This window comes from Streptomyces sp. NPDC048191 (assembly GCF_040652655.1).
Taxonomy (GTDB): Bacteria; Actinomycetota; Actinomycetes; order Streptomycetales; family Streptomycetaceae; genus Streptomyces.
This window is the reverse complement of the sequence record NZ_JBEZMO010000002.1, coordinates 561,890-575,014: the sequence shown is the minus strand read 5'-3', so window position 1 is coordinate 575,014 and position 13,125 is coordinate 561,890. Positions and strand designations below refer to the sequence as shown.

The following is a 13,125-nucleotide window of genomic DNA, read 5'->3' as shown; positions in this document are numbered from 1 at the left end:
GCCCGCACCGGCGCAGGGCGCTCGTGGAAGTGGAGCCCTGCGGCAGGGGCCCGCACCCAGCAGGGCGCTTCCATGGGCGGAGCCCCCGCAGGGCCCGGCGCCATAGAATCACGCGGGTGAACGCCCCCGTACCACCGGCCGACGCCCTCCGCAGGAGCCTCGCCGACCTGCTCGACGGACTCCCGCCCACCCAGGCCGCCGGAGCCGTCGACAGGCTCATCGCCAACTACCGGGGCGACACCCCCACCCACGCCCCGATCCTGCGCGACCGCGCCGACGTCGCCGCATACGCCGCCTACCGCATGCCCGCCACCTTCGAGGCGGTCCACTCGGCGCTGGAGGCGTTCGCGGACACCGCCCCCGACTGGACGCCGGGCAGCCATGTCGACGTCGGCGGCGGCACCGGCGCCGCCACCTGGGCCGTCACCGCGACCTGGCCCGGCGAGCGCAGCGTCACCGTGCTGGACTGGGCCGAGCCCGCCCTCGCCCTCGGCCGGGAGATCGCCGCCGCCAACCCGGCCCTGCGCGGCGCCCGCTGGCAGCGCGCCCGGATCGGCGCCGACCTCACCCTGGACGCCACCGACCTCGTCACGGTGTCGTACGTCCTCAACGAACTCTCCGGGCCCGACCGCGCCGCCCTCGTCGACGCCGCCGCGGCCGCCGCCCAGGTCGTGGTGATCGTGGAGGCCGGCACCCCGGCCGGCTACGAGCGCGTCATCGAGGCCCGCGACCGCCTGATCCGTGCCGGACTCCACGTCGTCGCCCCCTGCCCGCACAGCGCGGCCTGCCCCATCGAGCCCGGCAGGGACTGGTGCCACTTCTCCGCCCGGGTGAGCCGCTCCTCCCTGCACCGCCAGGTCAAGGGCGGCACCCTGCCGTACGAGGACGAGAAGTTCTCGTACGTCGCCGCCACCCGGCTGCCCGCCACCCCGGCCCCCGCCCGCGTGGTCCGCCGCCCGCAGATCCGCAAGGGCCAGGTGCTCCTGGACCTGTGCGAGGCCGACGAACGGCTGGCCCGTACGACGGTCACCAAACGGCACGGGGGCCTGTACAAGGCGGCCCGGGACGCCGACTGGGGAGACCCGTGGCCGCCCGGGGAACCGCCCGCCTAGCCGGCCGGGCTTGTTAGCGTCGCTCCATGGTCAAGAAGCCCGTCCCCGACGCCAGCCGTCGCAGCGAGAAGTCACGCCGAGCGATCTACGACGCCGCCCTCGCCCTGGTCGGCGAGGTCGGGTACCCGAAGACCACCGTCGAGGGAATCGCCGCCCGGGCCGGCGTCGGCAAGCAGACTATCTACCGCTGGTGGCCCTCCAAGGCGGCCGTCCTGCTGGAGGCGTTCTTCGACCTGTCCGCGCAGGCCGCACAGGAGGCGGGGCAGGAGCCGTACGTCATCCCGGACACCGGCGACCTGGCCGCCGATCTCAAGGCGGTGCTGCGGATCACCGTGGACCAGCTCCTCGACCCGCGCTTCGAGGTCCCCTCCCGGGCGCTGGCCGCCGAGGGCGTGGTCAACGAGCCGCTCGGCCGCGAGTTCGTCACCAGGCTTCTCGAACCCCAGCTCCAGCTGTACGTCGACCGGCTGCGCTCCGCCCAGGCCGCCGGGGCCGTACGGGCCGACGTCGACCCCCGCATCGCGCTGGAACTGTTCGTCTCGCCCCTCGCACAGCGCTGGCTCCAGCGCACGGCCCCGATCACCTACGCCTACACGGACACCCTCGTCGACTACGCCCTGTACGGCCTGGCCCCCCGCCGCTCCGTGTGAGGCAAGTCTCGTCCGGTTCCTCCGGGTCCGCCCCGCCGCCCCCGTTGCGAAGGAAGATGGGACGATAAGGCACACTGTCCGCACACCAGCGAGGCGACCACCAGACCGAGGGGATAGATGAGCGCGACGTTCGGCGGCCGGTCCGGCCGGCAGGGCAAACTCTCCCAATGGCTGCGTGGACGCCGTCCGAAGGAAGCCGCCGACGACGGCGGCCGCGAGGCCCTGCTGCTCGCCGCCGCGGCGGCGGGCCTGCCGCTCGCCCCCGCCGCACACCCCGCCCCCGGCTACCGCTGCTCCTGCGACCGCGTCGGCTGTCCCACCCCGGCCCGGCACCCGGTGTCGTTCGCCTGGCAGACGCAGTCCACCACCGACCGCGCCCAGATCGAGCGCTGGGCCCGGCACCAGCCGCAGGCCAACTTCATCACCGCGACCGGCATGGTGCACGACGTCCTGGACGTGCCGTCGGAGGCCGGCCGGGAGGCGCTGGAGCGGCTCCTCGGCGCCGGGGTGGAGGTCGGCCCGGTCGCCGAGAGCGACGACGGCCGCATGCTGTTCTTCACGCTCACCCGTGGCACCCCCGAGGACGAGGACGAGTGGTGGCCGTGCGAGCTGGACTGCCACCCCGAGACCATGGACGAGCACCCCGGGCTGCGCTGGCACTGCCGGGGGTCGTACGTGCTGGTGCCGCCCGCCCGGCTTCCGGGTGACGACCGGCGGGTGCGGTGGGTGCGGGGGCCGGAGCACGCGCTGCCGGACCCCCTGAGCCTGCTGGAAGCGCTCACGGACGCGTGTGCGCGGTACGCGGGTGCGGAGGCGGCGGGCTGGCCCCTGCGGCACTGAGCGCCGAAGGGTGTCTCACCCACCCTGCGCCGACGTCAGGCCCGGCACCCGGCCCACCACCGACACCTGGCCGGAGCCCGGCGGGTCCAGGGCGGCCTCCGCGGACACGAACTCCATCGTCAGCGACTGCTTGACCTCGCCCTTGGTCAGCGCCTGCACGTCCTTGCCCTGCGGCGGCACGGTGGTGCCCGGGGCTGCGGTCTGCTTCTCGTAGTGGCGCGTGGTGAAGAACACCAGCGCCCCGCCGCCCACCGTGCGCAGCGCCAGGGGAGCGTAGTCCCCGCTGGTCAGTGACCGGTCGATGAACTGCGTGACCAGGCCCGGCTTGCGCGCACGCCCGGCCCGGCCGGCGCGCTCACGGCTGGTGTACGGCCCGTCGGCGAAGGTCTTCCCGCCCTTCTTCAGGTAGGTCGCGTAGTCCGCGCTCAACTTCCCCGGGGGGACGGCCAGTTGCCCGGAGTCGGCCGGCACGGCCCGGGCCCAGCCGTCCTTGTCGGTCTCGAACCGCGGTACGCGGCCGGGATCCACCAGGGTCACGTACGCCACCCGCCAACGCTCGCCGAGGTCGCGCCGGGTGAACACCATCAGCCAGCGTGTCGTGCCCGTCTTGTTGGCCCGGGCGTCGGCGACGAACCAGCGCGGCCAGCCGGCCTTCTTCGGGATCGTGACCTTCACGTCCGACAGTTTCAGCGGCACGTGGTTCGGGTTGCCGGACGGGCTGTTGGCGTGCCCGGCCTTCAGACGCGCGGCGGTGATGTCGCCGAACGGCCCGGTGAGACGAGGCGCGTCCAGGGAGTTGTCGTTGGCCTTGTCGGCCTTGTTGTACGCGGCCGTGAACGCGGTGAGCGCCTTGGCGGCCTCGGCGCGGGTGGCGGCGGGGAGTACCGCGCGCTCCCCGTGCACCACCACGCATCCGCTCGCCGTCAGTGACAAAGCGGTCAGCGAGGCCGCTATGAGTGCGTTGCGGTCACGCCTGCGGAGCCTGCGCGGGCTGCGATCCCTGCTCATCGGGTCCCTTCACCTTCCCCTTTCCGGAGGCGAACCCTACCGGGGCGAGGAAGACGGCGAGCGTCGGGACCAGGTACAGCAGCCACACCGTGACCTGGAGGACGGTCGGGTCGGGCTGGAAGGTGAACACGCCCTTCAGCAGCGTGCCGTATCAGCTGTCCGGCGGGACGGTGCCGCTGATGTCGAAGGCCGGGTGCCTCAGGCCGGGCAGCCAGTCCGCCTCCTGCAGGTCGTGGAAGCCGTAGGCGAGTACGCCCACCGCGACCACGACCAGCATGCCGCCGGTCCACGTGAAGAACGTGGCCAGGTTGATCCGCAGCGTGCCCCGGTAGAACAGCCGGCCGAGCAGGACGGCCGTGGCGAGGCCCAACGCCACGCCGGCCAGCGGGCGCGGGGTGCCGTCGGAGGCCGCGTGCACCGACGCCCACACGAACAGCGCGGTCTCCAGGCCCTCCCGGCCGTCGGCCAGGAACGCGGTGGCGACCAGCGCGCCCGTGCCCATGGCGAGGGCCGCGTCCAGCCTGCCGTGCAGCTCCGACCTCAGGTGCCGGGCGGTGCGCCGCATCCAGAACACCATCCAGGTGACCAGGCCGACCGCGACGACCGACAGCGAGCCGCCGAGCGCCCGGTCCGGCGTCCCCGCCCGGGACGCGCTCGTGACCGCCGCGATGTTTCAATTCCTCCGTGACTGACTACGATGTACTCCGCGTCTTCTGCGGCCCCGGCGGCGGCTACGGCAACGAGCTGGGCGTCGTCCGTGACGGTTCGGTGCTGCCCGAGCGGAGCGACCGGCAGGAGCTGGCGGCCAAACTCGGCTTCAGCGAGACGGTGTTCGTGGACGACCCCGAGCGCGGCGTGATCGACATCTACACGCCCACCCTGCGGCTGCCCTTCGCCGGTCACCCCTGCGTCGGCACCGCCTGGCTGCTCGACGTGCCCGAACTGGTCACGCCCGCCGGCGTGGTCGGGGCCCGGCTGGACGGCGAGTTCAGCTGGATCGAGGCGCGGGCGGAGTGGGCCCCGCCGCGCACCCTGCGCCAGTACGGCACGGCCGCCGAGGTCGACGCCCTTCAGGTGCCCGCACCGGGGGAGTGGATCTATGCCTGGGCCTGGGAGGACGAGGCGGCCGGACGGGTCCGGGCCCGCGCCTTCCCCGGCCGCGACGACGGCATCGACGAGGACGAGGCGACCGGCGCGGCGGCGCTCCTCCTCACCGACCAGCTGGGCCGCGCCCTGAACATCACCCAGGGCAAGGGCTCCCAGATCCTCACCGCACCGCAGCCGCACGGGTGGGTGGAGGTCGGGGGCCGCGTGCACCTGGAACGCTGACCGGTCATCCCTTCGGCCCCGCTCAGCCGGGGGCGGGCTCCGGGGCGCGCTCCACCACCATCATGGCCATGTCGTCGCGGAGCATCCCGCCCGCGTAGGCGCGCAGATCGGTGACGATCTCCCGCAGGAGCGGGCGGGCGGCGTGACCGGACCACTTCGCGAGGCGTTCGGCGAGCGGGTAGAAGACGCCCTCGCCGTCGCGCGTCTCGGTGACGCCGTCCGTGTAGAGCAGGATCCGGTCCCCGTCTTGGAAGGGGAAGGTCGTCGTCGTGTAGGCGGCGTCGGACATGGCGCCCAGGCCGAGCGGCGGGGCCGGCTCGCTCACGTGGAGCGCGGTGGTGGTGCCGGTTGCCCGGGACAGCAGGAGGGGCGGCGGGTGACCACAGCTGATCATGTGTGCCACCGGCTGGTCGTCCGGGATGTCGAGCACCACGGCGGTCACGAAACGCTCCTGGACGTCCGGGTCGGCCTCCGCGAACTCGGTGAGCCCCCAGCGGACGGCGTCCTCGACATAGGCCACCAGCTCCGGCAGCGGGATGCGGCGGTGTGCGGCGGCGCGGAAGGCACCCAGCACGATGGCCGTGTCACTGATCGACGCCAGGCCCTTGCCGCGCACGTCTCCGATGACCAGGCGGGTGGAGTCGGAGGTCCGGGCCGCGGCGTACAGGTCGCCGCCGATGTAGGTGTCGGCCTCGGCGCTGTGGTACTCGCCGGCCAGGGACAGCGGTCCGGCGCGCGTCGGGAGCGGGCGCAGGACGACGCGCTGCGCGGTGTCGGAGACGACGCGCGCCCTGAGCAGTTCCCGCACGCGCCGCTCCCGCAGCCGGGTGAAGGCGACGAGCAGCACGCAGAGCACCGCGAGTGAGCCGAGCTCGACCAGGACGCTCTCGGTGGTCAGGGTGCCCCGCTCCGCCCCGGCGGCGATCAGTGCCAGTACCGAGAGTGCGCCCACCAGCGCCGTGGGCCGGGGGCCGTACCCCATGGCGGTCACCGCGGTCGCCACGACCAGGAGGTGGGCGAGGTGGATGTCCGGCGGCAGGAAGGCGTCGGCCAGCGGAATGGCGACGACCAGCAGCAACGGGACGGCGAGCCAGGACGGGCGGTGTGCCGCAGGGGCCCAGACCGGCGGGATCCCGGTGGTGGATGTCTTCGTCGTCGCAGCTCTCACGTCCGTACCGAACGCTGCGGGCATATCCGTGTATTTCCGGACGAACAGTGGAGGGGGCGCGTACCCCTAGGCGGTCAGCGGGAACTCGTCGCCCAGTGCCCGGAGGACCCCCGTGTTCAGCGCGAACGCCCGCTTGCACTCGTCGGTCATCCGCTGCCTCTCCAGGTCGTCCGCGTCGACCGCGTCCAGCAGTGCGCGGTAACCGCGCTTGAACGCGGCCGGGTTGGAGACACCCTCGAAGACGTAGAAGCGGACCCCGTCGCCCTTCTTCGTGAAGCCCCAGGTCCTCTCCGCCCGGTCGCGGATGATCTGGCCGCCGGACAGGTCTCCCAGGTAGCGGGTGTAGTGGTGGGCGACATAACCGCCGGGCCAGCGCTCGGCGCAGTCGCGGACCCGGTCCGCGTACTCCCGCGTCGCGGGCAGGGCGCTCAGCCCCGCCCGCCAGCCGGGACCGCGCAGATGCGTCAGGTCCCGCTCCAGCGCGGCCAGCCGGAACAGCTCGGGCCGGATGAACGGCCCCGCCACCGGGTCCGCCGCCAGCCGCCCGGCGCCGCTCTCCAGGGCCTCGTACACGAACCACAGCTGCTCGGTGTAGCGGGCGTAGGCGGTCACGCCCAGTCGGCCGCCGAGGAGGCCGGTCATGAACGTCGACGTCTCCGCCGCCACGTGCTGCTCGTGGGAGGCGGTGCGGATGAGGGCCGAGAGCGACTCCATGGACACTCCTCACTTTGCCGACGGTCTGTCGGTAAGTTTACCGACAGACCGTCGGCAAAGCATCCCGGGCACGGGACGTCCGGGCACGAGAAAGGCCCGCCTCCGAGGAGAGCGGGCCAGGGCCAGGCGTGGCGTCACGGCAGGGTCAGGATCTCCGCGCCGGTCTCCGTCACCACCAGCGTGTGCTCGAACTGCGCGGTCCGCCTGCGGTCCTTCGTCACGACCGTCCAGCCGTCGTCCCACATGTCGTACTCGTGGGTGCCCAGCGTCAGCATCGGCTCGATCGTGAACGTCATGCCCGGCTGCATGATCGTCGTCGCGTGCGGGCTGTCGTAGTGCGGGATGATCAGGCCGGAGTGGAAGGAGGAGTTGATGCCGTGGCCCGTGAAGTCACGGACGACGCCGTAGCCGAACCGCTTGGCGTAGGACTCGATGACCCGGCCGATGACATTGATCTGCCGGCCCGGCCTGACCGCCTTGATCGCACGGTTGAGAGACTCCCGGGTCCGCTCCACCAGCAGCCGCGACTCCTCGTCCACGTCACCGACCAGGTAGGTGGCGTTGTTGTCGCCGTGCACCCCGCCGATGTACGCCGTCACGTCCAGGTTGACGATGTCGCCGTCCCTGAGGACCGTCGAGTCCGGGATGCCGTGGCAGATGACCTCGTTGACCGAGGTGCACAGCGACTTCGGGAAGCCGCGGTAGCCGAGCGTGGACGGGTAGGCGCCGTGGTCGCACATGTACGTGTGGGCGACCCTGTCCAGCTCGTCCGTGGTGACCCCGGGCGCGATGATCTTCGCGGCCTCCTCCATCGCCTGTGCGGCGATACGGCCGGCGATCCGCATCGCCTCGATGGTCTCCGGGGTCTGCACCTCCGGCCCGGTGTACGGCGCCGGCGCGGGTTTGCCGACGTACTCGGGGCGGCGGATGTTTCCGGGAACCGAGCGGGTGGGGGACAGCTCCCCCGGTGCGAGCAGCGACTGGCCAGACATGACAGCGAGTCTATCGAGCCGGCATGGGGGAACATGTCGTTGGCGAGAGGAGCTGTTCATGCCCCTGTTCAAGAAGCGCACCGTCGGCAAGCCGGGCGAGTGGTACTACTGCCTGGAACACAAGAAGGTCGAGGAGGGCCCGGACTGCCCCGGCAAGGACCGCTTCGGGCCGTACGCCTCCCCGCAGGAGGCGCAGCGCGCGATGGAGACCGCCGCCGAGCGCAACCTCCAGTGGGAGAACGACCCGCGCTGGCACGACGCGTCGGCCGGCGGCGGCGCCGACGAGGAGTGATCACACCTCCGTGGGCACGGCGGCGGCGCGGCGCTCGCGCATCCGCACCGCGTGCTCGTTGGTCCGGGCGTCGTACGTCATGAGCCCCGGCAGGCACAGCGCGAGCAGCCCCATGGCGCCCGCGCACGCCAGCCCGCCGGAGACGACGGAGGCCCGTACGCCCGCCCAGGCGGCCATGCCACCCGCCCGGACCTGGCCGAGCTGCGGGCCGACCGAGTAGGACAGCAGCTCGATCCCGGCGAGCCGGCCGCGCAGCTCGTCCGGGATCGTCTGGTTCCACATGGCGGCCCGGAAGATCCCGCTGACCATGTCGAAGCCGCCGCCGACGGTCAGGAACAGCAGGACCAGCCACACGTTCCCGCAGACGCCGGCCGCCGCCACCGCCAGGCCCCAGCCGGCCGCCGCGAGCACCACCATCAGTCCGTGCCGGTGGATCCTCGACGCCCAGCCGCTGGTCAGGCTCACCAGCATCGCTCCGGCCGGGACGCCGGCGTACATCAGGCCTAGCGCCCAGTCGGCGTGCAGCTCGTCGGCGAGGAACGGCAGCACCGCGAGCGGCATGGCCAGGAACATCGCCGCGAGGTCGACGGCGTAGGTGCCGAGGAGTTCCTTGCGGCTCCAGGCGTACCGGGCGCCCTCCAGGACGGCGCCCAGCGACGGCCCGGACGCCTCGTGGGAGGCGGGGGAGGGGGCGAGCCGCACGATGTACGCCAGCGAGACGGCGAACGTCAGCAGATCGGCGGCATACGCCCAGCCCAGGCCCGCGTAGGCGACCACCACGCCCGCGACGGCCGGGCCCGCCACTCCGCCGACGGTCCAGCGCAGGGAGTTCAGCGAGGCCGCGGCGGGCATGTCGTCGTGGGCGACGATCCGGGGCCACAGCGAGTCCAGCGCCGGGCGCTGGACGGAGACCAGGGCGGAGGAGAGGGCGGCGACGGCGTACAGGGGCCAGACCGCCGGGCGCGGGAGCAGCGCGTTGAGCAGCAGGGCGGCACTCAGCACGCCCTGCCCGGCCTCCGTCCACACGATGAGCCTCCGCTTGTCGAGCGCGTCGGCGAGGGCGCCGCCGTACAGTCCGCACACGACGAGCGGCAGCAGTTCCACGGCGCCGATCGCGCCCACGGCCGCCTCCGAGCCGGTGAGGTCCTTCAGCTGGACCGGGAGCGCGACGAAGGTGAGGAAGCTGCCGAAGTTGCTGATCAGCCCTGATGTCCAGAGCCGGCGGAAGTCCGCGGAGGTCTTCCAGGGGGAGAGGTCGGGGAGGAGGGCGCGGGTCACTTCAGGGATGGTCGACCGGCCGGGATCACCGGGCAACTCCTTTTCCGCCCGCCCACCCGTCCGGGGCGCGCGGCCGCCTTCGGCGGGACGTGAGTCACCACGGGGGCGGCGGCGGGGCGGTCAGGGCTTCCGCCAGCCGTGCCAGCCGGTCCCTGAAACCCCGCCGCACCCTCGCGGGGCCGCCCGCGTTCTCCCCGGCTGCCGCGCTGACCAGGTGCTGCACGGTGTCCAGGTCCAGCTCGGCCGTGTCGGGCACGGCCAGCATGTCGTGCGCCATGGCCGCGAGCTCGCCCCCGCCCGGCCCCAGGGCCAGTACCGTCACCCCGCTGCGCCGGGCCGAGTGGACACGCTCCAGCAGCGGCGCCGGCTCCTCGGGCGCCACGACCAGCAGGGTCTCGCCGCGCCGCGCCGCCTCGATGCGGCCCGGTCCGACGGCCAGGTGGGGCGGGTCGCAGGGGCGCGCGTCATGCCGGACCAGTGTCGGCGCCAGCTCCGGCGTCCCGGACCACGCGGCCTCGTCGACCAGGTGCGCGGCCAGATGCCACGGCTCGTACACCGGCGTGCCCACCAGCAGCAGTCCGCCCCCGTGGGCCACCACCGACCCGCGCAGCACGCCGGCGAATCTCCGGGTGGCCCCCAGCCACTCGGTCCCGGCGAGCACTTCCCGCAGCAGCGCGACCCGTACGGCGTCCATGCGCCAGCATCCTGCCGCAACCGGCCACTCGTGACGCGGAGTTCACCCGGAATTCGCCCGCTCCGGGGACATTCACCGGTCACCGTGCGAAAAGACCCCGTACACATCCCGAGGAGCCGCCCGATGACCGAGGTCACCGTCCCCTTCCGCGCCGGACAGGACGGCTACGCCTGCTTCCGGATCCCGGCGGTCGTGGCCACCGGCGCCCGCACCCTCCTCGCCTTCTGCGAGGGCCGCGTCGACTCCGCCGCCGACCACGGGCACATCGACATCGTGCTCAAGCGGTCCACGGACGGCGGCCGCACCTGGGGGCCGCTCCAGGTCGCCGCGGGCAATGGCGAGAACCTCGCCGGCAATCCCGCCCCCGTCGTCCTCGACACCGGCCGCGTCCTGCTCGTGCACGTCCGGGCCGCCGCCACCGCCACCGAGGCCGCCATCCTGCGCGGCCAGGTCACGGACGCCGACGGACGGCGGGTGTGGGTGCAGCACAGCGACGACGACGGTGTCAGCTGGTCCGCGCCCAGGGAGATCACCGCGCAGGTGAAGAAGCCCGGCTGGCGCTGGTACGCCACCACCCCCGGCCACGCCCTCCGGCTGAGCACCGGCCGTGTCCTCGTCCCCGCCAACCACACCCTGCCGCCCGCCGGCACCGACACCGGCGCCGAACCGCGGTACAACAGCGGCCACTGCCTGCTCAGCGACGACCTCGGAGAGTCCTGGTACCTCGGGTACACCGACGAGAACACCGACGGGTACGTCAACGTCAACGAGACCACCGCCGCCGAACTCCCCGACGGACGCGTCTACTTCAACACCCGCAACGACTCCCCCGCGCCCGGCAACCGCGCCGACGCCCACTCGGCCGACGGCGGCAGGACGCTCGTCAAACCCTTCCGGCCGCAGGCCGGGCTCACCACGCCCGTCTGCGAGGGCTCCGTCCTCCAGCTCCGCGACCCGGACCTGCTCCTCTACTCCGGCCCCGCCGACCCCGACTTCCGCGCGCTGATGACGCTCCGCGCCTCCACCGACGGCGGCACCACCTGGCGCCCGGCGTTCACCGCCGACGGACTGCCCGCCGCCTACTCCGACCTGGTCCGCGTCGACGCGGACACCGTCGGACTCCTCTACGAGACCGGCGACTTCAGCGCCTACGAGACGATCACCTTCCGCCGGGTCCCGGTGCACCGGCTCACCTGAACCGGTGCCGTACCCGGCACGGACGTAGAGTCGCCCCATGACCTCTACCGACAGCGCACAGACCCCTGCGAAGGCCCCCGCCAAGGACCCCTGGGACCTGCCCGACGTCTCCGGGTACGTCGTCGGCGTGCTCGGCGGCACCGGACCGCAGGGCAAGGGCCTCGCTTACCGGCTCGCCCGGGCCGGCCAGAAGGTGATCATCGGCTCCCGTGCCGCCGAGCGCGCCCGGGCCGCCGCCGAGGAACTCGGCCACGGAGTCGAGGGCGCCGACAACGCCGAGACCGCGCGCCGCAGCGACATCGTGATCGTCGCCGTACCGTGGGACGGTCACGGCGACACGCTGAAGGCCCTGCGGGACGAACTGGCCGGCAAGCTCGTCGTGGACTGCGTCAACCCGCTCGGCTTCGACAAGAAGGGCGCCTACGCCCTCAGGCCGGAGGAGGGCAGCGCCGCCGAGCAGGCCGCCGCCCTGCTGCCGGACTCCCGCGTCGCCGCCGCCTTCCACCACCTGTCGGCCGTCCTGCTCCAGGACCCGGAGGTCGAGCAGATCGACACCGATGTGATGGTGCTGGGCGAGGAGCGGGCCGACGTCGAGATCGTGCAGGCCCTCGCGGGGCGCATCCCCGGCATGCGCGGCGTCTTCGCCGGCCGGCTGCGCAACGCCCACCAGGTCGAGTCGCTCGTCGCGAACCTGATCTCCGTCAACCGCCGCTACAAGGCACACGCCGGGCTCCGCGTCACCGACGTGTGAGCCGGTCGCGGCCATGGGGGACACTGGTCGGCGAAGCAGCCCCGAGCAGTGTCCCCGACAGGAGCCGACCCCCATGCCCCGCATCGCCCTCTACACCCTCGTCGTCTGCGTCCTCGCCGTGGCCGCCGCCGTCGTCTCCTTCGCCCAGGGCAGCTGGCTGGGGATCGTCTGGGTGCTGCTGGCGGGCCTGACGTCCAACATGACCTGGTACTACATCAAGCGCGACCGGGCCGCCTAGTCCTAAGCCCAGAAGCGGTACAGGCTCCAGCCGTACGAGGTGTCCCCGTCGCTCACTCCCAGTGCGCGCAGGATCGCGTCGATCACGTCGAAGAACGCGACGTTGACGGACGGCACCCACAGCAGTGCGAACACGAACAGCAGGCCGAACGGCGCGTACGGCTCCACCTGCCGCTTCACCCTGTACGACAGCCAGGGCTCGATGACGCCGTAGCCGTCCAGGCCGGGCACCGGCAGGAAGTTCAGGACGGCGGCCGTCACCTGCAGCAGGCCCAGGAAGGCGAGCGCGTACCGGAAGTCGCTGGGTATGCCGTCGAGGGCGCCCAGCCAGAAGGGGGCCGTGCACACCGCCGCGAACAGCGCGTTCGTCAGCGGGCCCGCCGCCGAGATCAGGCTGTGCCGCCAGCGGCCCCGGATCCGCCCCCGCTCGATGAACACCGCGCCGCCGGGCAGGCCGATCCCGCCCATGATCACGAAGACCACGGGGAGCACGATGCTCAGCAGCGCGTGCGTGTACTTCAGCGGGTTCAGCGTGAGGTAGCCCTTCGCGCCGACCGTGATGTCGCCGCCGTGCAGGGCGGTGCGCGCGTGCGCGTACTCGTGCAGGCACAGGGAGACGATCCAGGCCGCCGTCACGAACAGGAACACCGCGACGCCCGGCCGCGCCGCGTACCCCGTCCAGGTGGCCCAGCCCGTCACCGCCGTCACGGCCAGGATCCCGACGAACACGGGACTGACCCGGCGGTCGCCGCGGCGGGTGGTGGCGGTGGTCATCGGCGAGCTCCTGTGCGGTGGGGACGGTCGGGAGTGCGACCGTACCGGCCGCGCACACGAGGGGGAAACGTCTCGCGCCGGCCGTCCGG

The 13,125-nt window shown here is 73.0% G+C and carries 15 protein-coding genes and 1 pseudogene; 8 read left to right on the top strand and 8 right to left on the bottom strand.

Translation table 11 applies throughout. The features are described from left to right. Positions 1-116 precede the first annotated feature (116 nt). The 3 genes from AB0D93_RS05650 (at position 117) to AB0D93_RS05640 (ending at position 2,602) form a co-directional block, all read left to right on the top strand. Positions 117-1,112, top strand: a complete 996-nt coding sequence (locus AB0D93_RS05650; RefSeq protein WP_362113430.1) for a small ribosomal subunit Rsm22 family protein — start codon at positions 117-119, stop codon at positions 1,110-1,112. Positions 1,113-1,138: 26 nt separating this feature from the next. Beyond that, positions 1,139-1,762: a TetR/AcrR family transcriptional regulator gene (locus AB0D93_RS05645; protein WP_362113427.1), complete on the top strand. Its 624-nt coding sequence runs from the start codon at positions 1,139-1,141 to the stop codon at positions 1,760-1,762. A gap of 117 nt (positions 1,763-1,879) precedes the next feature. After that, the gene (locus AB0D93_RS05640) at positions 1,880-2,602 is read left to right on the top strand and encodes a bifunctional DNA primase/polymerase (protein ID WP_362113424.1); all 723 of its coding nucleotides are present in this window, start codon (positions 1,880-1,882) and stop codon (positions 2,600-2,602) included. 15 nt (positions 2,603-2,617) lie between these two features. Here AB0D93_RS05640 and AB0D93_RS05635 read toward each other — a convergent pair whose 3' ends face one another. Then, entirely contained in the window at positions 2,618-3,610 is a 993-nt protein-coding gene (locus AB0D93_RS05635) for a hypothetical protein (RefSeq protein ID WP_362113421.1), read from the bottom strand. Further along, positions 3,570-4,235: pseudogene (gene efeU / locus AB0D93_RS05630) on the bottom strand (iron uptake transporter permease EfeU); the annotation flags it as partial. The gene AB0D93_RS05635 and the pseudogene efeU, both read right to left, overlap by 41 nt. Positions 4,236-4,294: 59 nt before the next feature. Here efeU and AB0D93_RS05625 point away from each other — a divergent pair. Further along, entirely contained in the window at positions 4,295-4,939 is a 645-nt protein-coding gene (locus AB0D93_RS05625; RefSeq protein WP_362113418.1) for a PhzF family phenazine biosynthesis protein, read from the top strand. 22 nt (positions 4,940-4,961) lie between these two features. Here the strand turns inward: AB0D93_RS05625 and AB0D93_RS05620 are convergent, their stop codons facing one another. From AB0D93_RS05620 to map, 3 genes are all read right to left on the bottom strand, one after another. After that, positions 4,962-6,107 (bottom strand): PP2C family protein-serine/threonine phosphatase, encoded by a 1,146-nt coding sequence (locus AB0D93_RS05620; protein ID WP_362113415.1) that lies wholly within the window; start codon positions 6,105-6,107, stop codon positions 4,962-4,964. 66 nt (positions 6,108-6,173) lie between these two features. Continuing rightward, the gene (locus tag AB0D93_RS05615; protein ID WP_362113412.1) at positions 6,174-6,821 is read right to left on the bottom strand and encodes a biliverdin-producing heme oxygenase; all 648 of its coding nucleotides are present in this window, start codon (positions 6,819-6,821) and stop codon (positions 6,174-6,176) included. 134 nt (positions 6,822-6,955) lie between these two features. Beyond that, the gene (gene map, locus AB0D93_RS05610; protein ID WP_362113409.1) at positions 6,956-7,813 is read right to left on the bottom strand and encodes a type I methionyl aminopeptidase; all 858 of its coding nucleotides are present in this window, start codon (positions 7,811-7,813) and stop codon (positions 6,956-6,958) included. A 58-nt stretch (positions 7,814-7,871) separates the two neighbouring features. Between map and AB0D93_RS05605 the strand changes: the two genes are divergently transcribed. Beyond that, positions 7,872-8,105: a hypothetical protein gene (locus tag AB0D93_RS05605; protein ID WP_362113406.1), complete on the top strand. Its 234-nt coding sequence runs from the start codon at positions 7,872-7,874 to the stop codon at positions 8,103-8,105. On the opposite strand, the gene AB0D93_RS05600 is transcribed toward AB0D93_RS05605, so the two are convergent. Both AB0D93_RS05600 and AB0D93_RS05595 read right to left on the bottom strand, forming a co-directional pair. Then, a complete protein-coding gene (locus AB0D93_RS05600) occupies positions 8,106-9,383 on the bottom strand; it encodes an MFS transporter (RefSeq protein WP_362113403.1) in 1,278 nt (425 codons plus the stop codon). Positions 9,384-9,477: 94 nt separating this feature from the next. Beyond that, positions 9,478-10,077 carry a hypothetical protein gene (locus tag AB0D93_RS05595; protein WP_362113400.1) on the bottom strand — a complete coding sequence of 200 codons (600 nt, stop codon included), beginning with the start codon at positions 10,075-10,077 and terminating at the stop codon, positions 9,478-9,480. Positions 10,078-10,200: 123 nt separating this feature from the next. Here AB0D93_RS05595 and AB0D93_RS05590 point away from each other — a divergent pair, with 123 nt between their 5' ends. The 3 genes from AB0D93_RS05590 to AB0D93_RS05580 are packed head-to-tail and all read left to right on the top strand — an operon-like array spanning position 10,201 to position 12,263. Continuing rightward, complete coding sequence (locus AB0D93_RS05590; protein ID WP_362113397.1) at positions 10,201-11,274, top strand: sialidase family protein; 1,074 nt, start codon at positions 10,201-10,203, stop codon at positions 11,272-11,274. A gap of 37 nt (positions 11,275-11,311) precedes the next feature. Continuing rightward, entirely contained in the window at positions 11,312-12,025 is a 714-nt protein-coding gene (gene npdG, locus AB0D93_RS05585) for an NADPH-dependent F420 reductase (RefSeq protein ID WP_362113394.1), read from the top strand. A 13-nt stretch (positions 12,026-12,038) separates the two neighbouring features. Beyond that, entirely contained in the window at positions 12,039-12,263 is a 225-nt protein-coding gene (locus AB0D93_RS05580; RefSeq protein ID WP_362113391.1) for a hypothetical protein, read from the top strand. 2 nt (positions 12,264-12,265) lie between these two features. On the opposite strand, the gene AB0D93_RS05575 is transcribed toward AB0D93_RS05580, so the two are convergent. Continuing rightward, positions 12,266-13,036 (bottom strand): site-2 protease family protein, encoded by a 771-nt coding sequence (locus AB0D93_RS05575; RefSeq protein ID WP_362113388.1) that lies wholly within the window; start codon positions 13,034-13,036, stop codon positions 12,266-12,268. Between the last annotated feature and the right edge of the window lie 89 nt (positions 13,037-13,125).

Excerpts from the sequence above, each read along its gene's own strand:
- AB0D93_RS05645 (WP_362113427.1), top strand. The coding sequence starts at position 1,139 with ATGGTCAAGAAGCCCGTCCCCGACGCCAGCCGTCGCAGCGAGAAGTCA.
- AB0D93_RS05640 (WP_362113424.1), top strand. The coding sequence starts at position 1,880 with ATGAGCGCGACGTTCGGCGGCCGGTCCGGCCGGCAGGGCAAACTCTCC.
- AB0D93_RS05635 (WP_362113421.1), bottom strand. The coding sequence starts at position 3,610 with ATGAGCAGGGATCGCAGCCCGCGCAGGCTCCGCAGGCGTGACCGCAAC.
- AB0D93_RS05615 (WP_362113412.1), bottom strand. The coding sequence starts at position 6,821 with ATGGAGTCGCTCTCGGCCCTCATCCGCACCGCCTCCCACGAGCAGCAC.
- map (WP_362113409.1), bottom strand. The coding sequence starts at position 7,813 with ATGTCTGGCCAGTCGCTGCTCGCACCGGGGGAGCTGTCCCCCACCCGC.
- AB0D93_RS05605 (WP_362113406.1), top strand. The coding sequence starts at position 7,872 with ATGCCCCTGTTCAAGAAGCGCACCGTCGGCAAGCCGGGCGAGTGGTAC.
- AB0D93_RS05595 (WP_362113400.1), bottom strand. The coding sequence starts at position 10,077 with ATGGACGCCGTACGGGTCGCGCTGCTGCGGGAAGTGCTCGCCGGGACC.
- AB0D93_RS05590 (WP_362113397.1), top strand. The coding sequence starts at position 10,201 with ATGACCGAGGTCACCGTCCCCTTCCGCGCCGGACAGGACGGCTACGCC.
- npdG (WP_362113394.1), top strand. The coding sequence starts at position 11,312 with ATGACCTCTACCGACAGCGCACAGACCCCTGCGAAGGCCCCCGCCAAG.
- AB0D93_RS05580 (WP_362113391.1), top strand. The coding sequence starts at position 12,039 with ATGGGGGACACTGGTCGGCGAAGCAGCCCCGAGCAGTGTCCCCGACAG.
- AB0D93_RS05575 (WP_362113388.1), bottom strand. The coding sequence starts at position 13,036 with ATGACCACCGCCACCACCCGCCGCGGCGACCGCCGGGTCAGTCCCGTG.